The following is a 21,176-nucleotide window of genomic DNA, read 5'->3' as shown; positions in this document are numbered from 1 at the left end:
TGATAACTCGGAATGGCTTATTTTGCTTTAATATACATATCCCGAGTGTAAGTCATGTCTCCCGCATTATGGATCGGATAACCACCAACGTGAGGCGCGAGTAAATGCGCTTTTACATATTGGTAAGTCGGAGCCACGGGCATATCTTGCGCAATCAACTTTTCTGCTTGGGCATAGTAGTTGGCGCGCTCAGTGTCTGACGTGCTCACCATCGCTTTTTCCATGGCACTGTCATAAGCTTTGCTTTGATAGTGGGCATAGTTACCGCTGTTGTTGGAGAGCATTTGAGAGAGGAAGGTCGATGCTTCGTTATAGTCACCACACCAAGCATCGCGAGCGACTTCGAAGTTACCTTGACGACGGTTGTCTAAGAATGTTTTCCATTCCTGATTTTCCAGATTGACTTTGACACCTAAGCTTTTTTTCCACATGGATTGAATCGCCGTGGCTACTTTCTTATGGTTGTCAGATGTGTTGTAAATCAGCGTCAATGTTAACGGATTACTCTTGTCATAACCTGCTTCAGCCAAAAGTTCACGCGCTTTTTGGTCCCGCTTTTTCTGTGTCCACTTGCCATATTCCGGCATCGGTGGCGTGAAGCCGGCAGTAATATCTGGCGTAAAGGCGTAAGCTGGCTTCTGGCCTTGTCCCATAATGGCCTTTGTGATGATATCGCGGTCAATCGCATAAGAGAGTGCTTTTCTGACTCGAACATCGTCAAATGGCTTTTTCCGCATATTGAAATCGTAGTAGTAGTTACACAGATATCCGGTGACAGAAACCGATTCAGGGTGGTCTTTCTTAAGTCGTTTGAAGTGTTCAACCGGCATTTCGTAGGTGGAGTCCATCTCACCCGCGAGGAAACGGTTCATTTCAGCATTTTGACTTTCAATCGGTAGATAAGTGACTTTATTAATGATCGTTTCAGCGTTATTCCAGTAAAGCGGATTGCGCTTGAGAACTAAACGCTCATTGACAACCCATTTGTCCAGAACGTACGCACCATTTCCGACAAAGTGCGCTGGCCGAGTCCATTTATTGCCCCATTTTTCGATGACTTTACGTGGTGCCGGGAACGTTGATTGGTGAACCAACATTTTGACAAAGTAAGGTGTGGGTTTATCAAGATGGACTTCAAGTGTATGGGTGTCGATCGCCTTAATACCCAGCGTCGATTTGTCTTTCTTACCCGCAACGATATCTTCTGCATTGGTCACATTACCTAACTGCAAATATTCAGCATAAGGTGAAGCGGTTGCAGGATCGACAAGCCGTTGCCATCCGTAAACGAAATCATCAGCCGTGACGGGGTCACCATTAGACCATTGTGCGTTTTTACGGAGATGAAAAATAAATGTTTTATTATCTTTGGTTTCCCATTTGTCTGCGACACCGGGGATAAGTTTGCCGTAGCCATCTTCATTGACCAGACCTTCAAACAAGTCTCTGTCTACGTTAGCACCGGGAACTCCATTGACTTTCTGTGGATCAAGCGTTTCGATTTCTGAACCATTTCCCCGGACTAATTCTTGTACTGGGGAGAGTTTTGTGCCTTCGGGAACGTGTGCTGCATAAGATGGTAATGTTGTGCCGGCTAGAGTCAGGCCTAATCCCAGCATCATTGCTCGGGAAATCTTATTTTTATTCATGTAAAACTCCAGATTTTGTGTGATGACATCCGTGATCGTATTCATAAAGTGAGTGTCAATATAGGTATCCGAATAAACGAAAGAAATACTGGATTCTATATGTTGGACAAGTTGACTTTACTCATTATGCCCACTTTACAAATATCCCGTTACCCTAGCAACTTTTAGATGAATTTGCCATTTAGTTAACAATAAATTAATGATTTGATCTTTTTAAAACTTTAAATGTGGTTTTTTATCTGGTTTTTTGCTAGCAAAGGCAGACAAAAGAGTCTAATGAAATCCATTTCATCAATATTTTATATTGTCAGTTCTATTGGTGGTTTATTCTGTTTATGGGAATAAAGCAATATTTTCATCTGCTGTCGCTGGATATTTGAGTAGTACAGTATTTTCTTTGCTCAATAAGCTTATCAATAATATGACAATTTGGTCTACGCTTTACATAAGGTAGCATTGGTTTGACCACTGCTGAATTAATTTGTTTCTCAGGGGCATAGGGACACTTCCTGACTGTGCGCCTCCAAAAATGATAAATCACAATGAAACAAAAATACATGCAGATCAGTTTAGGAAAAGAGATTCGGGCACGGGCTAAACGTGATCTTTTCTATATCTGTACGATTGTTCTGATATTGTCCTGTATCTCTTTGATAGCCAAAGTTGATCTGTTCGAACAACTCTATTTTTTTAGTCGTCAACATGAACTTTGGGAAATGGATGAGATTACATTGATTGTCTTCTGGTTCGGCCTCGGTGGGATTTTCTATGCTTATCGTCGGATGCAGGATTTACGTGACCTTCTCCATGAAGTCTCGGATAAAGCTTTTTTCGATCAAGTGAGCCAATTGCCAAACCGCGCCTATTCTCTGGAGTGCCTAACACAAATGATACACCGGGCAGAGCGGCTGGAGTGTCAGGTGGCCGTGATATTCATTGATTTGAATAATTTCAAAATGGTCAATGATACCTATGGTCATGCCAAAGGCGACTTGTTATTGCAGGTCTTCGGTGAGCGGCTGCGTTATACGATCCGCAAAAGTGACATTGTCGGGCGTTTAGGCGGGGATGAGTATCTGGTTTTACTCGAGCTGAAAGATGAAGATGAGCTGGCTCCCGTACTGGAACGGATTAAATCCTTACAGGAAGAATCTTATCGTTTAGATGAAAATGATCTGGCGTTACGTTTTAGTGCCGGAGTGGCTATCTACCCTCATGATGGTTATACAGCAGCCGATTTACTCAAAGCGTCTGATATTGCCATGTATCATTCTAAAGTGACCAAAAGAGGACAAATTGAACTCTATACCTCTGGGATGGCCGAGATTCTCTATGCGCGCTACCAGCTTGAATCTGATCTGAAAACCGCGCTGCAAAATAAAACGTTCCATATGGCATATCAGCCACAATTATCACTGAAGAATGAGCAGATCATCGGCTATGAAGCACTCATTCGTTGGGAGTTAAAAGGAAAACTGATACCGACAGCACAATTGATTCAGATTGCCGAAGACACAGGACATATTGAAGAAATCGGCTTATGGGCGTTGTATCAGGCCCTAGAAGATGCGCAATCATTTTTGCAAGCGGATCAGCGTTTAGGGGTGAATATCACCTCGCGGCATTTCTGGATGAGTGATTTTGTCAGTCAAATTCAGCGGGCATTATCGGCCCATGAATTTCCCCCGCATCGGCTGGTTTTAGAATTGACGGAATCTGCGTTAGTCTGTGACATCTTTGATGATATCCGGGAGAAGCTCACTGAATTGAGAGCTCTTGGTGTGCATATCGCCATTGATGATTTTGGCATCGGGTATTCTTGTCTGGGGCGACTGAAAGATCTCCCCATTAGCTGTTTAAAAATTGATCAGATTTTCACCCGTGCGCTGGTGGACTCCGAACGAGATCGATATGTAATTTCAACGTTGATTCACATGGCAAAACATCTGAACTTGTCGATCTTGGCTGAAGGTGTAGAATCCAAAGAACAGCTGGCGCTGCTCCATCAGATCGGATGCCATATGGCTCAGGGTTACTATATTGGCAAACCCGCATCTTTAGCAACATTGGTTGAGCGGATGAAGTCCTCATCTGGTTTGTGAAGTGCCACTTGACTGACACAACGCTCATCTAAATCGTGGAGAAGCATCAATGCAGCGACTGATCTACCATGCGATCCTGATGATTCTACTCACCGCCTGTCAAACGGATACAGATAACGTTGCATTAGGCACTTTAGAACGAGATCGGGTGACTCTGACTGCAACGGCTAACGAAATTATCCGTGATTTACCGGTGAAAGAAGGTTCGCCGGTGACTCAAGGGCAGGTCCTGGTGCAACTTGATCGGCAACGTCAGATGATGCAGTTGGCGCAGGCCGTTGCTGAACAGGCACAAGCGAAAGCCTACTTACAGAAACTCACCAATGGCGAACGTCCGGAAGATATTGCGGCCGCAAAAGCGGATGTCGTTCGTGCTGAGGCCCGTTTTATTGAAGCCGAAAAAAATTATCAGCGCACCCGTGAACTGGTCGCGAAAAAACTCAGTAGTCAGTCGGAGAAAGATCGGGCGTTGGCCGGTCGTGATACCGCTCAGGCTGAATTGAATGCCGTCAGAGAAGCATTCGCTAAACTGACAGCAGGCTCCCGAATTGAAGATATTGACCAGGCGAAAGCGGCACTGGATGCCGCAACCGCTGGTGTGATGTTACAACAGCACCAACTGGATGAGTTGACCATCGTTGCCACGCGCGATGGTGTGCTGGACAGCCTGCCTTATCAACTTGGCGAACGGGTGATGGTCAATCAGGCGGTTGCCGTGATTGAAGCTGATCGGGTGCCTTATGCCCGGGTTTATGTCCCCGCGCGATACCGGACTCAGTTTGTGACTGGGTTGATGGTCAATGTCCATGTTGATGGGGTTGACAAAGTTTTTCGGGGCAAAGTTCGCCGCGTCTCGGAGCAACCATCCTTTACCCCTTACTACGCATTGACGGAGGAAGAACGCTCTCGGTTGATGTATCTGGCTGAAATTGATTTGGATGATTCAGCGCAATCACTCCCTTCCGGCATTCCGGCTCAGGTGGAACTCGGAGGGCTCAGACCGTGACAACGTATGCCATTGAGGCGGAAAATGTTGTGAAGCGATTTGGGGATTTTACTGCAATTGAGGATGTCCGGCTGCAAATTCCGAAAGGGTCGATCTATGGTTTTCTCGGGCCGAATGGTTGCGGCAAATCAACCACGATTCGGGTTCTCACTGGCTTATTGCATCCCACTTCAGGGCAAGTGAAAGTCTTAGGGCTGGATATTCCCCGCGAATCAGAGCGCCTCCGGCTGAAAATTGGCTACATGACGCAAAAATTCTCACTTTACGACGATCTCTCTGTCGAAGAAAATCTGCAGTTTATCGGGCAGATCTTCGGCATGAGTCACCAACAACTCAGACAGCGTCTCACTCAGCAACTTCAGACGTATGGATTGGACCAACGACGTAAGCAACGCGTCGGAGGAATGAGTGGCGGACAAAAACAGCGTTTGTCTCTGGCCGCAGCAACCATGCATCATCCTGAGTTGTTATTTCTGGATGAGCCGACGTCAGCCGTTGATCCGGAAAACCGGCGAGAGTTCTGGGAACAACTGTTTGACCTCTCCGCTCAGGGGACGACCATTCTGGTTACATCCCACTATATGGATGAAGCTGAACGTTGTCATCGGTTGGCGATTATGGATTCAGGGCGGATTCGTGCCGACGGAGAACCGGAGCAACTCATGCGTGATATGGGCGTGCATGTGGTGGAAATTCGGGCGGAGAACCTCCGCGGATTGAAAGAACATTTACTGATGTTTGCGGCGGTTCGCTCGGCGGCCCAGTTAGGGATCCGACTACGCGTGCTCATTCAACAAGATGTCGCAGCACCGATTGAGTGGTTGAAAGCTCAGGTGCCGACATTGAGCAATGCAGAAATAGCGCTGGTGCGCCCCAGTCTGGAAGATGTGTTTGTCTGTGTCACCGGGGAGAAACGGCAATGAATGCTTTCTACCGGATGAAAGCCGTGATGGTCAAAGAGTTGCGTCAGCTCTCCCGGGATAGGATTACATTCGGCATGGTGGTGATGATCCCATTGATTCAATTGATTTTGTTTGGTTTTGCGATCAATACCAATGTTCGCCATGTGCCGGTTGCCGTTGTTGATCTGAGTGACAGTACCTCGGGGAGAATATTAACTGAAGCCGTGCGAGTGACTCAGGTCGTGGATATTACCCAGCACTATGCGACGGCCAAAGAAGCGGAGCAAGCGATTCACCGGGGGATTGTCCGGGCGGCAATGATTCTGCCGAAAGATTTGGATCAGCGTTGGGTTGAGGGGCGAGTGTTGGGGCAGTGGATTGTCGATGGAACCGATACGATGATCAGTTCGGCAGTCATGGGCTTGCAGCATATGTCACTGAACGGACTCGGCTTACAGAACGGTCGTGTTCAGCGGCAGGGACCGGCACAGACATTTCATATCGCACTTTATTACAACCCAAGCCGACGCTCGGCCGTCAATATCGTCCCCGGATTACTCGGCGTGATTCTCACCATGACGATGATTCTGTTTACCAGTGCTGCGATTGTCCGCGAGCGGGAGCGAGGCAATCTGGAGCTGTTAATCACCACACCGATCCATCCGATGGAATTGATGGTCGCGAAAATTATTCCTTATATATTTATTGGTCTGATTCAGGTGGCCATTATTCTGGGATTGGGGCATGTCATTTTTGATGTCCCGATTCACGGGGTATTCAGTCAAATCTTATGGGGAACGTTATTATTTATTTCTGCCAGTTTGACGCTGGGATTGATGATTTCAACGATTGCAACTACCCAGCTTCAGGCGATGCAGATGACCGTGTTTATCTTACTGCCTTCAATCTTGTTGTCCGGATTTATCTTTCCTTATGAGGGAATGCCCGTGATGGCACAGTGGATTGCTGAAGTGTTACCCGCGACGCATTTTATGCGGATGATTCGGGGCATTGTTCTCCGAGGTGCCGACCTGCTCGATTTGTGGCGCGATACATTATGGATGATTGGATTTACCCTGCTTGGTTTAGTGGTTGCCTCAATGCGGTTTAAGAAATCTTTGGATTAATGTGAAGGTCAGCAGTTGCTCCGTTCAGTCCCTGTGACACAAAGGAAAAGAATGCGACAGAAAAAGAATGGCAAGTCCAATTGACTTGCCATTTATCGTTGATTGATTCAGCTTTCAGCCGCCATTACAACGGCACGTGTAACTTAAAGCCTTCGGTATCTTGTTCCAATGTCAGTGGGGTGTAGTCTGATATGGTGTTCACGCCCAGTAATGCCTGTGCATCTTGTACCTGAGTTAACAGACCGATGACCGGACACCCGGCAGCCAGCCCCGATTGTACCCCCGCGATAGCGTCTTCAAATACCAGACATTGCTCTGCTGTAAAACCGAGTGCCTGCGCACCGAGTTGGTAAGGTTCAGGATCTGGTTTTCCGCGGGTAATTTGATCAGCGGTAATGACGACGTCTGGTTTGGGAATTCTGGCCGCTTTGATTCTGGCATGGGCGACCGATTCATTACCGGAAGTCACAATCGCCCATGGGATGTTGAGATGATTCAACTGATGCAGAAAATCAATGGCTCCTGTGATCGGGACGATCCCGGCGGTATCTTGCGATTCAGCTTCTTTTAACCAGGCAATTTCTCGTTCAATCTCCGTCTGGGAGTGACCCGCCATAAATTCAGCCACTGACTCGCTGGCAGGACGTCCGTGAATATGATGCAGAATGTGCGCAGGGTCGAGTGCCTGACGTGTGGCAAATACAGTCCAGGCACGATGAACGGCAGCAATTGAATCAATCAGGGTACCGTCTAAATCGAACAGGCAAGCGCGAAAATGAAATTCAGTGGACACGAGGACTCCTTGGTTAAGGTGGGGCTTGGTTGAAACAGGTCAATCATGGTATTTCTGTGCGTATCATAACGATAAGTGAGGATGACTTGAAGTCAGGTTTTGGTGAGATGAGTACATGATGAGGGTTGTGTTGCAGGAGAGAGAACGATGGCGGGTCAAGATAAATGAAGCCCCTGAAAATGAAGGGGCTTTGAATGAGAGTCTGTTAGTCTTTGTGGCGCCACAACATGGTTCTGACGTAAGCAAACTGTGTCAGCTTACTCATCAGGATAATGGCACAAACGTGAATGGTGACCGCACCCATTGTGGCATTGGCAAAAAATTCATGGATTTCAATCATCCAGTCTTCTCCCCAGAACCAGTCGGTTTCAGATAACCATCCCGTTATGGCTGTACTCAGAATGAGAAACCACATCAGCCAGATCATGATTGCACCGGCTGGGTTATGACCGACATGCTCATCTTTTTTGGTGACCAACACCTCTTTCAGATGTTCCAGTGCCTGAGGCACAGAAGGCTTGAACGCAGACAAGCGGGCCGGAGAACGGGCAATCAGCCCCCATAGCAAACGGATACTGATTACCGCGATGACGGTATAGCCAATCCACTGGTGTAACTGACTGCCTTCTTCTGTCAGAAAATAATTCGATAAAAACAGTGCAGCAGTGGTCCAGTGTGTGATTCGGACGACAATATCCCAAATGAACTGTTGTTTAATCATCTTTTTCCTCTTTTACAACCCGCATATCAACCGGATTGTAGTAAATCTCAACTCGGTTTTTGTGGGCGTCATAGCCGTAAAGCTCATAACAGCCGGTATGGGTTTTCTTAAATTTTTTAATCTGATACCCCATGTCAACAACCTGCGCTTTGGCCGTTTCAAAAGGTATCCAAGATGACTCTGGCTGTTGAGTACACTGCGGATCAGCAAAAACCAGAGAAGAAGTTGTTGCTGTTATGAGTAAAGTAGCCAGACGGTTCAACGTTGTTTTTGACATCATTTATGCTCCTGTTGCATCACGATTTGGTGGTGTCTTTTCACTGGGTTGATTATGTGTCAGTAAACTTAAGAACTGCTTAAGAGATATTCATAGGATCAATGTTGGTGGGGTGACGTGCTATTTCTTCTTTCCATAACCACGGTGTCGCTCAGATATATTTGCCGTCCCAGATATGGGATAAGCGATCTATCTTTGAGGATGTTCTGGTGTTCGAAATTGGGATTTTGATTGCTTAAGGATTATAAATTTAATTAAAAACAATGAGATATATTATTGGCATTGTTTGTGCTTATTGAGTATCAACTCATAAATGAAATTGGTTATTCACATATGGATATTCAAAAAAAACGGTCTCGAGCGATTCCGAAACGAAAGTTATGGTTTGGATTGATTGCGATTGCTCTTGTAACGCTGGGTGCATATGCGACAACTGTGGCGCCCAGAAGTTATGAAGTCCGTCGGGACAGTATTATTATTTCTCAGGTAAATCAGGGTGATATGAACATTGAGGTCCGTGGTAATGGGGTGTTAGCCCCGAAACATATCCGCTGGATATCGACCAACGTGGATGGCAGAGTTGAATCTGTTTTAGTCAAACCGGGAGCAATGGTCAAAAAAGGTGATTTAATTGCTGAGTTGATCAACCCAGAGTTGGTGCAGAAAACGGATGAAATCCGCTGGGAATTAGAGGCCGCACTGGCCAACAATAAATCGTTAGCGATGCGCCATGAAAATAATGTACTGGATGCTCAGGCTCGAATTCTGAAAGTAAAGCATTCTTATGAGAAGGCAAAACTTCAGTATGATGCTGAAAGTACGTTGTTAAAACGGAATAATGGTTCGGTCTCTCTCATTGATTACAACCGTTCAAAATTAGATTTGGAACAATATCGAGAGCAGTTACAAATTGAGAAAAAGCGTCTGGAGAAACTGAAAGAGACGCAAGAAGCTGAATTTCAGGCGAATACTGCGATGGTAAATAAACTGAAAAAAAGCCTTTCCCGTTCTGAAATGATGATTCAGTCACTGAAAGTCGTATCCAATCAGTCCGGAGTGATTCAGGCTGTCAATATTGAAGCAGGTCAACGGGTTCCGTTGGGGCTTAATATTGCGAAACTGGCCAGACAGGATCAGTTATTGGCTGAATTAAAAATACCAGAGCGTCAGGTTCGTACTGTTGAGATAGGGCAGGATGTGATTGTTGACACGCATAACAATCAAATTCATGGTTCGGTGATTCGGATTGATCCAGCGGTTAATCATGGCACGGTTCAGGTTGATGTATCGCTGAATAGTCCATTACCACCGGAAGCCAGACCGGATTTGAGCATTGAAGGAACCATTCTGGTCTCAAAATTACAGCATGTATTGTCAGTTAATCGTCCTGCATTTGCCCAGAGTAACTCGCCCGGTACAGTATATAGACTTGCGGCCGATGGGCGAGAAGCCGATAAGATTCGAGTGATGTTCGGACAGGGATCTGCGGACCGAATTGAAATAAAAAGTGGTTTGCGCGATGGCGACCAGATTGTGACATCGAATCCCAGTGCTTGGGAACATCAGGATCGGATCAGCATCCAGTAATATTATCGATTCATTATAAAAAAGGAATAAATATGTCATTCATTGTCGAGTTGAGCGAGGTGAATAAAGTCTTTCATACGGAAGAGATTGAAACTCATGCGCTAAACGATATTAGTTTTGTGATCGAGAAAGGTGAGTATGTCTCCATCTCTGGACCTTCCGGTTGTGGGAAGTCGACTTTATTATCGATATTAGGTCTGCTGGATAGTCCCAGTGGTGGGAAATATGTCATCAATGGTTTTGAGGTCGGGGCATTGAATCCGCGTAGGATGGCTGAAATTCGTAATCAGGAAATCGGTTTTGTCTTCCAATCCTTCAACCTCATCAGCGATTTGACGGTTGAAGAGAATGTGATGCTGCCGCTGACTTACCGTAAAGGCATGACGACAAAAGAGATGCAGGGGGCTGCACTGGCTGCTTTGGAAAAAGTAGATATGCAACATCGTAGTAAGCATTTCCCGTCCCAGCTTTCCGGTGGACAACAGCAGCGAGTTGCTATTGCCCGGGCAATTGTCGGTCAGCCTTCACTACTGTTGGCGGATGAACCGACCGGTAATCTGGACTCTAAAAATGCCGAAGCTGTCATGAATTTGTTTGACCAATTGCATTCCGATGGCGTAACCATTTGTATTGTTACGCACGATCCCCGCTCTGCTGCACATGCTTTAAGGCAGATTGATATATTTGACGGAATGGTCATTGATGACCGTCATCTTGATAGTCAGGGGCTGGTTGCCTGAGGAATCCATATATGAGTTGGTTATTTGATCTGAAATATGCCATTCGGCTGATGCTTAAGCGTCCGGGATTTACGGTCTTCACCATGCTGATTATGGCCTGTGGTCTCGGCTTGTGTATTTATATGTATTCCCTGATTAATACATTGGCATTTAAACCGCTCCCATTTCCTGGCGGAGAGCGAATGGTGATGGTTAGCCCCAGCATGAATGGGATTCGATTCGGCGATTCACCCATGAGTTATGCGGATTTTAAAGATATCCGGGATAAGAGCCAGCGGTTGGAAGATATCGGTTATTACTACGGTGATGTTGCGAATGTCAGTATTGACGGTAAAGCGTCTCACTATATTGCAATTCGCAGTCGTTCTGATCTATTCGCATTCACTCATACTCAGCCGATTATGGGACGACTATTTACCGATGCGGATACAATTGAAGGGGCGAATCCGGTGGCTGTAATCGGCTATGAATTATGGCAAAACTATTTTGGCGGGCGTCAGGATATTATTGGTCAGCGGGTTCAAATTAATGGTATTGGTACGGAAATCATAGGGATAATGCCGCTCGGATATGAATTTCCTATGAATAACCAGATTTGGCTACCGAGTCAGCTTAACGAAGCAAAATTTACGGTAGAGGATGCCCCGAAAGTCTCTATTTTTGCCAAGCTTAAACCAGGGATTAACCTGGCGGATGCCGATGTCGAATTGCAAGATATTATGGCGTCACGGGCATTACAGTATCCTGAAATCAATACTGGACGTTCTGCCTTTACAATTACATTTATGGACAGCTTCATTGGGGAAGACTCAAAACCGATTTTTCTGGTGATGCTATTAGGGGTTGGATTTGTGCTGCTGCTTGCCTGTTGTAATGTCGGTAACCTGCTGCTGGCACGGGCAACGGAACGCTCCAAAGAGAGTGCCATTCGAATTGCACACGGTGCTCCGACCTTTAGGTTAGTGATACAGATGATGTGGGAAAGCACCCTGATATGTACGCTGGGCGGTATTCTGGGAGTACTGTTTGCCGGTTGGGGACTGTCACTGACCAATGGTCTGATCCGTTCAATTGTTCCTGTGAAGCCTGCATTCTGGTGGGAGCTGGGATTGGACGCCGATGTGCTGTTGAAGACTGTTTTATTGGTTGTGATTGTCAGCCTGGTGACCGGATTATTGCCAGCGTGGAAAATGACCCAGTGTAATATTAACGAAGTCCTGAGAGATGGTACTCGTGGCGCGCAGAGTCGCAGTAGCGGGCGGATCAGTCGGATACTGGTTATTTTTGAAGTTGCTTTGTCTTGTGCAGTGCTGTCGCTTGGAGCGCTGTTGTCTCTGGTTGTTTATGAAGCAACAAAGATTGATTATGGTGTTCAGCCTCAGGGGATTTATACCGGGAAAATCAGTTTACCGGATCAGTATTATAATACGCCGGAGAGTCTGCTGACATTCTATAATCGTCTACAAAGTGATCTAGAGGCTTCACCGACTATTTCCAAAGCGGGTATGATGAGTTCGGTTCCCGGTGCGTTTATGGTTGCCAGTAAAGTTGAACTGGAAGGCCGGCAGCAACTCCGTTCACAACAAAATCTGTTGCCTCGGGCGAATAATGTGACGGTCATGCCAGGAACCCTGAAACTACTGGGAGTCAAACTGGAAGAAGGTCGGATGCTGAGTTTGTCTGATGATCAGAACTCCCAGAAAGTGGTCGTGATTACCCGATCATTTGCCCAGCGATATTGGCCGGAAAAAAGTCACATCATCGGAAAACGGATCCGCTGGGCTGGGAAAAATGGCTGGTATACCGTGGTTGGTGTTGTTTCACATGTGATTCAGGGACGCCCGTTCGGTTACAGCAAACGAATGCCGACTGTGTATCGCTCACTGATGCAGGCACCGGTGCGTCATCTTTCTGTAGTTGCAAATTCCGCCCAGAGAGAAAATCTGACGATTCCAATCGAACAGGCTGTGGCAGATATCGATACCGGATTATCGGTCTATCAGGTGAAGCCACTGGCTCAGGTCATTGCCCGGAATACTGCCGGCCTGACCTATATTGCTATCTTATTTAATGTATTTGGTATGATTGCCGTATTACTGGCAGGTAGTGGGATTTATGGTGTCATGGCAAAAGCGATTAGCCAGCGATATCAGGAACTGGGTATCCGTCGTGCATTGGGTGCAACAGAAAGTCGTATCATTCATATGCTGATGAAACAGGGATGGCTACAACTGCTGATTGGCTTGCTGATTAGCGGCCCGATTGTGATGTTTGTCGGTCCGCTGATTACCCGGATTCTGGGGCATAGTCCATGGAGTGTCTGGGCTTTATTTGCGCTGACCGCTGCCGGCATTAGTGGTGTGGTTTCTCTTGCAACCTTGCTTCCGGCACTGAAGGCGGTCAGGTTAAGACCGATGGACGCCTTGCGGGAGCAGTAAGCGTGACGGGAGTTGCATTTGTCAACGATAGACTGCGTGTGTCGGTAGACACACGCCAGTCCCTGTCTTTCTTTATATTTCTGAATATGATAACAACGTTAGTATGGCTGAGATGCAGCCGCAGGCTGCTATCAATTAAAACAATGGAAAACAAGAAATAAGAGTTTTATGCATAATCAACAATATCGGGTTTTAGTCGCAGACGATGATGAGAATATCCTGAATACACTGAGGTTAATCCTCAAAGTTCGGCATTTTGATGTGGTGACGGTTCATTCGCCGGAGCTTGCTTTGGAACAGGTAAAACAGGCCGATGCGGATATTGCGTTAATCGATCTGAATTATCAGCTGGATACGACTTCCGGACAGGAAGGTCTGGATCTGATTCAACGGCTCAAAACTATCGACAGTGAGTTGCCGATTGTGGTGATGACAGGTTGGGGTTCGGTCGATATTGCAGTTGAAGCGATGAAATACGGGGCAGTGGATTTTGTTGAAAAGCCTTGGGATAACGAACGGCTGGTGCATATTCTTAACACTCAGATTCGGTTGAGTGAAGGCTTAAAGAAACAGTTCCGCTTGCAGCAGCAGAACCAATTGTTGCAGGAACAGCTCAACTTATGTGCTTTCGACAATATTGTTGCGCTTTCTCCGGTGATGAAAAACCTGATGGAGTCACTGATGTTGATCGTCGAGAGTGACGCCAATATTTTACTGACCGGAGAAAACGGAACCGGGAAGAGTCTGCTGGCAAGTTATATTCACCGGTATTCTTCCAGAGCGGAACAGGAATTTATCTCCGTGGATATGAGCTGCATTCCGGATACGTTGTTTGAAAGTGAAATGTTTGGCCATGTGAAAGGCGCATTTACCGATGCCAAACAGCAACGTATTGGTCGGTTCGAACTGGCTGATGGCGGTACATTGTTTTTGGATGAAATCGGCAATATGCCTGTCAGCCAGCAGTCGAAGCTGTTGCGGGTTCTGGAAGAAAAGCAGTTTGAGAAAGTCGGTGGGGCGAAGACCCAGCAGGTTGATGTCCGGGTAGTTTCTGCCACAAATGCTGATTTGAATGAGATGATCGGTGACAGGTCGTTTCGTCAGGATCTCTTTTACCGCCTGAATACTTTTGAATTTCGGGTACCTTCCCTGCGGGAACGGGTTGACGATATTATTCCGCTGATCGAGCGGTTCGGGCAAATTTACACCGAGAAATACCGTAAGCCGATCGGTGAGTTAACCGATGAAGCGATTGCCATCCTGCAATCTTATGATTGGCCGGGCAATGTTCGCGAACTGAGTCATGTGGTTGAACGTCTGGTCCTGCTGAGTCAGGGGAAACCCTTAGACAAGCAACTGCTCAAACGCGTGTTACCCGATTATCAGGAAGGTGATATGCCTCAGAGTACACTTTCACCGTCACAGCGCCATCTTGTTGTCGGAGACGGCGCTGTATATTCCGAAAAAACAGTATATTCCGACAAAGCAGTATATTCCGAAAAAACAGTATATTCCGACAAAGTGGCGCACTCAAACACACTGGAAGAGATTGAACTGGAAGCCCTAAAACAGCGTCTGGACTATTTTGATGGTAATGCCAGTCTGGCTGCCGAATCTCTGGGGTTGAGCCGGAGTGCTTTCTACCGACGCTTAGGAAAGACGAAATGAGGGCGGCATCATGTTAGATACGTCAATCCAAACTGTGCAGCGTCGATTGATGCTCGTTGCTTCGGTGACGCCGACTTGTCTGATGCTGCTGATCATGGCGGTACATGGTTATTCCGGTTATCTGATTGCGCTGACGGCATTTCTGAGCGCATTACTCATTATGTATTGTCTGGTGACCGTTGATCACAGTTTAAATTTTCATCTGGCAACCGTCATGAACCTAGTTGAATCGCTGACCAACAATGAGTTCAGTATGCGAGGGAAGCGAACCGGACGAAACGATTCAATGGATGGTTTGATCGGGATGATTAACCGTCTGTCTGAGTCGATGAATCAGCAGCGTCTGGAAATCCGTCAGCAGCAGTATCTGGTGAAAAAGATCATCAACAATATCGATGTCGCCATATTTGCCATTAATGACCAAGAAGAAATTGCGTTCGTCAATAAAGGTGCCGGCCAGCTGTTCGACCGAGAGCCGAAGTCGATGCCGGGACAGTTGATCAACTCACTGGCGATTCATGACTTACTTCAATGTGCTTCCGGAGATGTGATTGAATGGCATTTTCCACAAAAAAGCGGGCAGTTTCAGATCAACCAAGACAGTTACTACGAGAATAGCCGCAGACAAACCCTGCTGTTTGTTACGGATGTCAGCGAATTACTGCGCGGGCAGGAACACCGGGCATGGAAAAACCTGTTGCGGGTATTGAGCCATGAAATCAATAACACCCTGACACCGATAGCGTCACTGAGCCAGATTCTGAGAGAATTGCTGCCACAAGAAAAAGACGAGTCGATTATGGAAGTCGATGGTGGGCTGAAAATTATTGAAGAGCGGGCGAAGAACCTCAAATCTTTTATTGAGAGCTATCGCAAGCTGACTCAGCTACCGGCACCGATGAAGCGACTACAAAATATTAATATGCTGCTCAGAGAATTACTGCCGCTGTTTGAGCATCGCAAGATCAATATTGCCTGTTGTCAGGAGACGTTAAAAATCAATATTGATCCGGTACAGATACAGCAGTTACTGATCAATGTATTTAAGAATGCTGATGAAGCGATGACCGATCCAAAAGGTACGATTACGGTGTCATGTGAAGTACAAAAGCATAACCTGATTCTGGAAATTCTGGATCAGGGAACCGGTATTACCAATAAAAGTAATCTGTTTGTCCCGTTTTATAGCACCAAATCTCACGGCAACGGCATTGGATTAACCTTATGTCGGCAGATTGCAGAAAACCATAGCGGATATTTTTCGATCGATAATCGTGAGGATATGCAGGGCTGTGTTGCTCGATTGATATTACCGATATAGTTCGTCATTGATGACCCCTGATTTTATTGGTGGCAAAAATGCTGCGGGGGTTCGTACACTTTAAATAAAGTTATTAATGAAGGTTGATGCGATGGGAACATGTTTGCCTGAGCTGGGAGATAATCATTATTTATTGTTTTTTATTAAAAATAGAAAGCATAAAAAAAATGAATATCAAATCAAATTAAATAATGATGAGGATAGAAAAATAAGTGCACAGTTTATTCGTTCAATATTACCTTATTACTATGAAGGTGATGAAAGAATAAGAATATACAGAAAAGAATATGGTAAACCGACCATCGCTGGTACAGATTCACTCTGGTTTAATATTTCACACTCAAATGGAGTGGGGGTATTACTGTTATCAAAAATTGGTGACGTCGGCGTAGATATTGAGTTTAAAAAAAAAGACAGTCAGATATTAAAGATTGCACAGAGATTCTTTCATCGTCAGGAAATGGCTCAGCTTGAATCATTGCATTGCGGAGATGCCTGTCGGCAGGCCCGGCAGCTATGGACACTGAAAGAGTCGTATATCAAAGCGATTGGCAAAGGGTTGGCACAACCATTAAACAGTTTTTGGTTCGATCTGAATGGCAGTCAAGTGAATATGTATTTGGGAGAAAATAAACAACCGGAAAATAGTTGGTTGTTTTATATGTATGAGTATCAACGGTTGTTCGATTTATCTCTTTGTGTACCCAAAGAAGGCATGGTGAAAATATTTCATGTGAATCATGAAGAGTCATCATTTTCTGTAGAAGAGATAAAATCAGATGCAGGATCGTTTCAGAGAGTGAAATAAAATAGATTAATAATTAAGTGAGGCTAGGATATGAACCACAAAATTAATTACTACTGTTACGAAAATATGGAACACTTCAGAGATAACTTGATCAATGAACTCTATCAGATTCAACCTTCTTTAGGATTATCGAAGTCAAGGAGGAAACTGGATTTACTGGTAAAAACACTCGACTATGTGATAGAAAACCTCTCAATGGAAATATCACTGGATGATATTTCTGAAGAGGTGGACGCATCTAAGTATGAGATTTGCCGATTATTTAATGAAGTATACAGAACCTCGCCAATGCGTTGGATTTGGGATATCCGGATTGCACTTGCAAAGGAGTATATTGAAATTGCACCGGATTGGTCATTAACGGATATCAGCAATGCCTGCGGCTACTCTTCTCTTGCCCACTTTTCCCGTAGCTTCAGCAAGGCACATCAGATCACACCGTTAAAGTATAAACACTCGATCACCACGAAAGAAAAAGATAATAAACCCTTTGAAATTATCTACGGCAATCACCGTTCTTCTTTTTCAAGAGGTGTTTTGTTGGATAAGATGCGGTGAAGTCCGGCTCTTCTTTCTGCTAAGTTAAATCTCATTCCAGCCCGTAATTATCGGTGATCGCGACCAAGTCGCGATCAGGTAGCTAACGACAATAACAAAACTGGCGCATCACTGATGATGAGCCAGTTCTGTCAGATATACTCATGAACTTTCGACACACTATGTTGTACTGCTCTGGATAAACTCAATAATCTTCTGATGAATATTGCGATCTTTCAGCACCCCGCGGTGTCCCCAGCCGTCGGTGAGAAACAGCTCGCAGTTCGGAAAGGCGGCACTCATCTTTTGCGCCTGGGTAATATCGATAATGTTGTCATTGCGGTCATGGCAGAGCAGGGTTGGCAGTGACAGGGTTTTCCATAACGGCGCATCGATCATATCTGGATGCGTGCCATAGCGGTGATGGTATACCTGTTTGAGTTTGTCCTTGAGGACGGCAGGGATCCGATAGTAATCGATGTAGGAATCCAGCAGATTACCTAATCCGTCCGGGCTGCCGATTTTGATCAGTTGATGAGTTGAGAGCCCTGCATCGATAGCCATTGCCAGTGCTGTGCCGCCAAATGAGTGACCGATCGCACTATGAAAAGCACCGAACTGCTGATTAATCAGTAATAATAGCTGCGCCAGTTCGTAGAACGAACAACGTTCGCCTTCTGAACTTCCATGGGCGATTAAATCAGGTGCGATGACCCGGTAGCCGTTGGCAAGCAGCTTTTCTGTCAGCGGGCGGAACATGACACTCCGTCCTTCCCAGCCATGTACCAGCAGAATGGTTCCCTGAACTTGAACGGATGCCGGCGGTTCATGACAGAATACGTTAATCCGGCATTTGTTGAACGTCAGCTGATGTTGCTGACTCTGCTGCTCAAATTCTAAATCGTTTGCCATGCAAGGCATCCGAGTCGGCTTTTCAAACATGCGGATCGCGTAGCGGGCTGCCCATTCGGAAGAGAGGCGGGAGAGTAAAATCGTATCAGCCCGCCGTAGCTTGCCGCATACGCCATTGTAATGCGTTTCCGGCCGGACTGAAGATTTGAGTAATAATTTCGGCCGGCGTTTCAGCATCACCAGACACCAGTGATAGCGCTGATGGGCAAATGCGGAAAGTTGCAGCAAAGGATAGGCAAGGTTATAGAGCATCTTCCCCTCGCAGATTTTTGATTAGCAACCAGTATTCACGTAAGAAAATCGTAAAATAAATCACGTTGAAAATAACGATCAGGTGCGCCAGATCGGTAATATTTCCCTGTGACTGCATCAGAATCAGAATACCACCGACCATTACCGACTCAACGACTAAAGTCATAATCAGCACTCTTTTCCCGCGGCCAAGCTGTTCAAGCATGGTTTGAGTTGCAGCCAGCATGGAGGTCAGGAAGAAGGTTGGTAGCAACAGTGACAACAATAGATAACCGGCTTGCTGAACAGCGACCGTATTGGCTAACAGATCAACCAGACTGCGCTGATTCAGATAAACTATCGCTGTCAGAGTGATGTACAGCAGACTGATTGCGAGCATTCCCCGGCTTAACATACGGGTCAATGATTCCTGCGTAGCGGCAGAAAGTTGTTGATTGACAAAAATCGCAATCGCAGAACCCAGCGCAACGGCCGGAATGATAAACAGGGAACGTAGTTTAACGACAATCAGGAATCCGGGAGCGTAGTCGGTATTCATCTGACTGATTAGCGGAAAAATCACTGCAGAACTGGCGAATGCAATCAGCATCGACAGAAAAATCGGGATTCCGGCATCGGTCATCAGCGCAAATAGTCTGGGTAGAAATGCCCCCGGTTGTGGATCTGAACCATGATTAACCGTTCTGAACAGCATGAACAGCGAAAACGGCAGCATCGCCGATGCAGAGATTAGGTTGGCATAAATGACCGCCTGAAATCCGAGTTGATGATGCACAAAGCCGACATAACATACCGCTAGGTTAATGATGATAAAACCGGAGATGAGCAGCATACTGCTGAGGGTCTTTCCCTGTCCTCGCAGTCCGGCATTGCCCAGTTCAAAGATCAGCAGCGGAATCAGGGATAACAGATAAAGCGGCAGTGTCTGACGGAAGAGATCCTGCGTATCACCGCCCATCGTTGTCTGAAGTGGCGCTTCGAACAGATAACTCACTCCCGCCAGCAAGGACAGAAAGACGGTTCCGGCAACAGCGAGCAACAGCGTGCTTTTTATGACGTTTTTGCTCGGCCAGTCACGGGTTGAACGGGCACTGAAGACCTGATTGGTGATCGTCAGGCATTCCAGCAGCGCAATAAAAAGAAAATGGAAGGGTTGCAGCATCGATAGTTGATACAACGCCTGACTTTGTTCATTCCGGCCAAGGATCCATATTTGACCATTTTGTGATAGTGACACCACAATCGCGATCAGGATCATCGGCCAGGCGATGCCCAGCACCTGTTTGACGTCACCCATACCACTGGCCGGTAAACTGAGTGTCGATTGCTTGGAAATGCTCATAATTATCCTTTTGCTGTCATGAACGATGGCCGTCTGTCCTCAGACGGCGCTGTGTGTATGCTGCTGTTCCCGTGAGCTGCTTTTACCGAATAGCGAGTAAAGCAGCATGGAAAAGTGACTGATGGTATGGCTGTTTCCCAATAGGAAGCCGTGTCCGCCCATCAACTTTTCAGCCTGGTTGGATAATTGAGTGATTTGTCGGTGCTCCTCATCCGGATCGCTCAAATCACCACTATCCAGGCGATAATGTAGTTGCTGTTTGAGGAGCGATACATCTCCGTAAATGTCTGAAAAACTGGCTTTAATCAATTGATGGCGGGTGGTCTTCTGGCCAAAACTCTTCCGGTCTTTTAGATGGTTAAATGACAGATCCAGAATGCGGGTCGTCAGTCCCAGACGAATTGCGCAAACCGCCAAAGAGAGGGGTTCTTCGTTCTGGCTCTGAGCGTCAACAGTGGCGGTTTCCAGTGCCAGATGCCGGAGTATTCGATCCTGAGGCAGGCGTGTGCAGTGAGATGCCGCGATGGTTTCTCCCTGAACATTCACCAGTTCAGGTGAGTCTCCCGCAGGGAACATCGTCAGACCTTGGCTGACGAGACAGGCATTTTTGCCTGTCATCCAGAAACCCAATTGTGGCAAAAGCTCCCGGGGGGTTGCTTTGCGGCCAACGGCATAAGCTTGATCGAGTATTTCTGCTGTCATGTTCATATCAGGCTTCCGCAACTGTGACCTGAGATTCGATAAATTCGATCAAAGAGCCGACATTGTTGAATGAAGACTGGCTGATCAGATCCGGATCGAACAACAAACCGTCGATATTCTCTTCCAGAGTCAGCAGAAACTGAACAAACAAAACGGAATCCAGATCCAAATCTTCATCGAAATTGGTATTCATATCGATGGTGACTGTTTCTCCATCCAGAACCTGTGATAGTGCTTCGTTGATTTTATCCATGATATTCATTGAGTACGTTCCTTTATTGATTATGGGTTG

Annotated in this window: 19 protein-coding genes; 11 read left to right on the top strand and 8 right to left on the bottom strand. The window is 46.2% G+C overall.

Features of this window, described 5'->3' with window-relative positions; all coding sequences use genetic code 11:
• Positions 1-17: 17 nt before the first annotated feature.
• A complete protein-coding gene (locus OCU60_RS12305; RefSeq protein WP_074373504.1) occupies positions 18-1,649 on the bottom strand; it encodes an ABC transporter substrate-binding protein in 1,632 nt (543 codons plus the stop codon).
• Positions 1,650-2,191: 542 nt separating this feature from the next.
• Between OCU60_RS12305 and OCU60_RS12300 the strand changes: the two genes are divergently transcribed.
• The 4 genes from OCU60_RS12300 to OCU60_RS12285 are packed head-to-tail and all read left to right on the top strand — an operon-like array spanning position 2,192 to position 6,786.
• Entirely contained in the window at positions 2,192-3,751 is a 1,560-nt protein-coding gene (locus OCU60_RS12300) for a putative bifunctional diguanylate cyclase/phosphodiesterase (RefSeq protein WP_074373114.1), read from the top strand.
• A gap of 49 nt (positions 3,752-3,800) precedes the next feature.
• Entirely contained in the window at positions 3,801-4,757 is a 957-nt protein-coding gene (locus tag OCU60_RS12295; RefSeq protein WP_074373115.1) for an HlyD family secretion protein, read from the top strand.
• Positions 4,754-5,680 (top strand): ABC transporter ATP-binding protein, encoded by a 927-nt coding sequence (locus tag OCU60_RS12290; RefSeq protein WP_074373116.1) that lies wholly within the window; start codon positions 4,754-4,756, stop codon positions 5,678-5,680. Before OCU60_RS12295 ends, OCU60_RS12290 begins: the two co-directional genes overlap by 4 nt.
• Positions 5,677-6,786, top strand: a complete 1,110-nt coding sequence (locus OCU60_RS12285) for an ABC transporter permease (protein WP_074373117.1) — start codon at positions 5,677-5,679, stop codon at positions 6,784-6,786. Before OCU60_RS12290 ends, OCU60_RS12285 begins: the two co-directional genes overlap by 4 nt.
• A gap of 124 nt (positions 6,787-6,910) precedes the next feature.
• Here OCU60_RS12285 and OCU60_RS12280 read toward each other — a convergent pair whose 3' ends face one another.
• From OCU60_RS12280 to OCU60_RS12270, 3 genes are all read right to left on the bottom strand, one after another.
• Complete coding sequence (locus OCU60_RS12280; protein ID WP_074373118.1) at positions 6,911-7,579, bottom strand: HAD-IA family hydrolase; 669 nt, start codon at positions 7,577-7,579, stop codon at positions 6,911-6,913.
• Between the two features lie 205 nt (positions 7,580-7,784).
• Positions 7,785-8,300: a cytochrome b/b6 domain-containing protein gene (locus OCU60_RS12275; RefSeq protein ID WP_370738679.1), complete on the bottom strand. Its 516-nt coding sequence runs from the start codon at positions 8,298-8,300 to the stop codon at positions 7,785-7,787.
• Positions 8,293-8,577, bottom strand: coding sequence for a PepSY domain-containing protein (locus tag OCU60_RS12270; RefSeq protein WP_074373505.1), 285 nt, complete (start codon positions 8,575-8,577; stop codon positions 8,293-8,295). The genes OCU60_RS12275 and OCU60_RS12270 overlap by 8 nt, the downstream gene beginning before the upstream one ends.
• A 333-nt stretch (positions 8,578-8,910) precedes the next feature.
• Between OCU60_RS12270 and OCU60_RS12265 the strand changes: the two genes are divergently transcribed.
• The 7 genes from OCU60_RS12265 (at position 8,911) to OCU60_RS12230 (ending at position 17,697) form a co-directional block, all read left to right on the top strand.
• Complete coding sequence (locus OCU60_RS12265) at positions 8,911-10,164, top strand: efflux RND transporter periplasmic adaptor subunit (RefSeq protein ID WP_074373507.1); 1,254 nt, start codon at positions 8,911-8,913, stop codon at positions 10,162-10,164.
• Between the two features lie 32 nt (positions 10,165-10,196).
• Entirely contained in the window at positions 10,197-10,904 is a 708-nt protein-coding gene (locus OCU60_RS12260; protein WP_074373119.1) for an ABC transporter ATP-binding protein, read from the top strand.
• Between the two features lie 11 nt (positions 10,905-10,915).
• A complete protein-coding gene (locus OCU60_RS12255; RefSeq protein ID WP_074373120.1) occupies positions 10,916-13,342 on the top strand; it encodes an ADOP family duplicated permease in 2,427 nt (808 codons plus the stop codon).
• A gap of 168 nt (positions 13,343-13,510) precedes the next feature.
• The gene (locus tag OCU60_RS22955; protein WP_074373121.1) at positions 13,511-15,010 is read left to right on the top strand and encodes a sigma-54-dependent transcriptional regulator; all 1,500 of its coding nucleotides are present in this window, start codon (positions 13,511-13,513) and stop codon (positions 15,008-15,010) included.
• A 10-nt stretch (positions 15,011-15,020) separates the two neighbouring features.
• Positions 15,021-16,331 (top strand): sensor histidine kinase, encoded by a 1,311-nt coding sequence (locus tag OCU60_RS12240; RefSeq protein WP_074373122.1) that lies wholly within the window; start codon positions 15,021-15,023, stop codon positions 16,329-16,331.
• 91 nt (positions 16,332-16,422) lie between these two features.
• The gene (locus OCU60_RS12235) at positions 16,423-17,139 is read left to right on the top strand and encodes a 4'-phosphopantetheinyl transferase family protein (protein WP_074373123.1); all 717 of its coding nucleotides are present in this window, start codon (positions 16,423-16,425) and stop codon (positions 17,137-17,139) included.
• 30 nt (positions 17,140-17,169) lie between these two features.
• Positions 17,170-17,697 carry a helix-turn-helix transcriptional regulator gene (locus OCU60_RS12230; protein ID WP_074373124.1) on the top strand — a complete coding sequence of 176 codons (528 nt, stop codon included), beginning with the start codon at positions 17,170-17,172 and terminating at the stop codon, positions 17,695-17,697.
• A gap of 159 nt (positions 17,698-17,856) precedes the next feature.
• Here the strand turns inward: OCU60_RS12230 and OCU60_RS12225 are convergent, their stop codons facing one another.
• Genes OCU60_RS12225 through OCU60_RS12210 form a run of 4 tightly spaced genes read right to left on the bottom strand, consistent with a single transcriptional unit; the run spans position 17,857 to position 21,146 of the window.
• Positions 17,857-18,840, bottom strand: a complete 984-nt coding sequence (locus tag OCU60_RS12225) for an alpha/beta hydrolase (RefSeq protein ID WP_074373125.1) — start codon at positions 18,838-18,840, stop codon at positions 17,857-17,859.
• The gene (locus OCU60_RS12220; RefSeq protein ID WP_074373126.1) at positions 18,830-20,182 is read right to left on the bottom strand and encodes an MATE family efflux transporter; all 1,353 of its coding nucleotides are present in this window, start codon (positions 20,180-20,182) and stop codon (positions 18,830-18,832) included. The genes OCU60_RS12225 and OCU60_RS12220 overlap by 11 nt, the downstream gene beginning before the upstream one ends.
• Positions 20,183-20,221: 39 nt before the next feature.
• A complete protein-coding gene (locus OCU60_RS12215; protein WP_074373127.1) occupies positions 20,222-20,890 on the bottom strand; it encodes an acyl-CoA dehydrogenase family protein in 669 nt (222 codons plus the stop codon).
• A 1-nt stretch (position 20,891) separates the two neighbouring features.
• On the bottom strand, positions 20,892-21,146 hold the full coding sequence (locus OCU60_RS12210; protein ID WP_074373128.1) for an acyl carrier protein: 255 nt from the start codon (positions 21,144-21,146) through the stop codon (positions 20,892-20,894).
• Positions 21,147-21,176: the final 30 nt, after the last annotated feature.

Origin of the sequence: Vibrio spartinae (genome assembly GCF_024347135.1) — a bacterium.
Classification (GTDB): Bacteria; Pseudomonadota; Gammaproteobacteria; order Enterobacterales; family Vibrionaceae; genus Vibrio; species Vibrio spartinae.
The sequence above is the reverse complement of the archived record's forward strand: the minus strand, read 5'-3'. Positions and strand labels throughout refer to the sequence as shown.

Coding starts and splice junctions, on each gene's coding strand:
- OCU60_RS12305 (WP_074373504.1), bottom strand. CDS start 1,649: ATGAATAAAAATAAGATTTCCCGAGCAATGATGCTGGGATTAGGCCTG.
- OCU60_RS12300 (WP_074373114.1), top strand. CDS start 2,192: ATGAAACAAAAATACATGCAGATCAGTTTAGGAAAAGAGATTCGGGCA.
- OCU60_RS12295 (WP_074373115.1), top strand. CDS start 3,801: ATGCAGCGACTGATCTACCATGCGATCCTGATGATTCTACTCACCGCC.
- OCU60_RS12285 (WP_074373117.1), top strand. CDS start 5,677: ATGAATGCTTTCTACCGGATGAAAGCCGTGATGGTCAAAGAGTTGCGT.
- OCU60_RS12275 (WP_370738679.1), bottom strand. CDS start 8,300: ATGATTAAACAACAGTTCATTTGGGATATTGTCGTCCGAATCACACAC.
- OCU60_RS12270 (WP_074373505.1), bottom strand. CDS start 8,577: ATGTCAAAAACAACGTTGAACCGTCTGGCTACTTTACTCATAACAGCA.
- OCU60_RS12265 (WP_074373507.1), top strand. CDS start 8,911: ATGGATATTCAAAAAAAACGGTCTCGAGCGATTCCGAAACGAAAGTTA.
- OCU60_RS12260 (WP_074373119.1), top strand. CDS start 10,197: ATGTCATTCATTGTCGAGTTGAGCGAGGTGAATAAAGTCTTTCATACG.
- OCU60_RS12255 (WP_074373120.1), top strand. CDS start 10,916: ATGAGTTGGTTATTTGATCTGAAATATGCCATTCGGCTGATGCTTAAG.
- OCU60_RS22955 (WP_074373121.1), top strand. CDS start 13,511: ATGCATAATCAACAATATCGGGTTTTAGTCGCAGACGATGATGAGAAT.
- OCU60_RS12240 (WP_074373122.1), top strand. CDS start 15,021: ATGTTAGATACGTCAATCCAAACTGTGCAGCGTCGATTGATGCTCGTT.
- OCU60_RS12235 (WP_074373123.1), top strand. CDS start 16,423: ATGGGAACATGTTTGCCTGAGCTGGGAGATAATCATTATTTATTGTTT.
- OCU60_RS12230 (WP_074373124.1), top strand. CDS start 17,170: ATGAACCACAAAATTAATTACTACTGTTACGAAAATATGGAACACTTC.
- OCU60_RS12225 (WP_074373125.1), bottom strand. CDS start 18,840: ATGCTCTATAACCTTGCCTATCCTTTGCTGCAACTTTCCGCATTTGCC.
- OCU60_RS12220 (WP_074373126.1), bottom strand. CDS start 20,182: ATGAGCATTTCCAAGCAATCGACACTCAGTTTACCGGCCAGTGGTATG.
- OCU60_RS12215 (WP_074373127.1), bottom strand. CDS start 20,890: ATGAACATGACAGCAGAAATACTCGATCAAGCTTATGCCGTTGGCCGC.
- OCU60_RS12210 (WP_074373128.1), bottom strand. CDS start 21,146: ATGAATATCATGGATAAAATCAACGAAGCACTATCACAGGTTCTGGAT.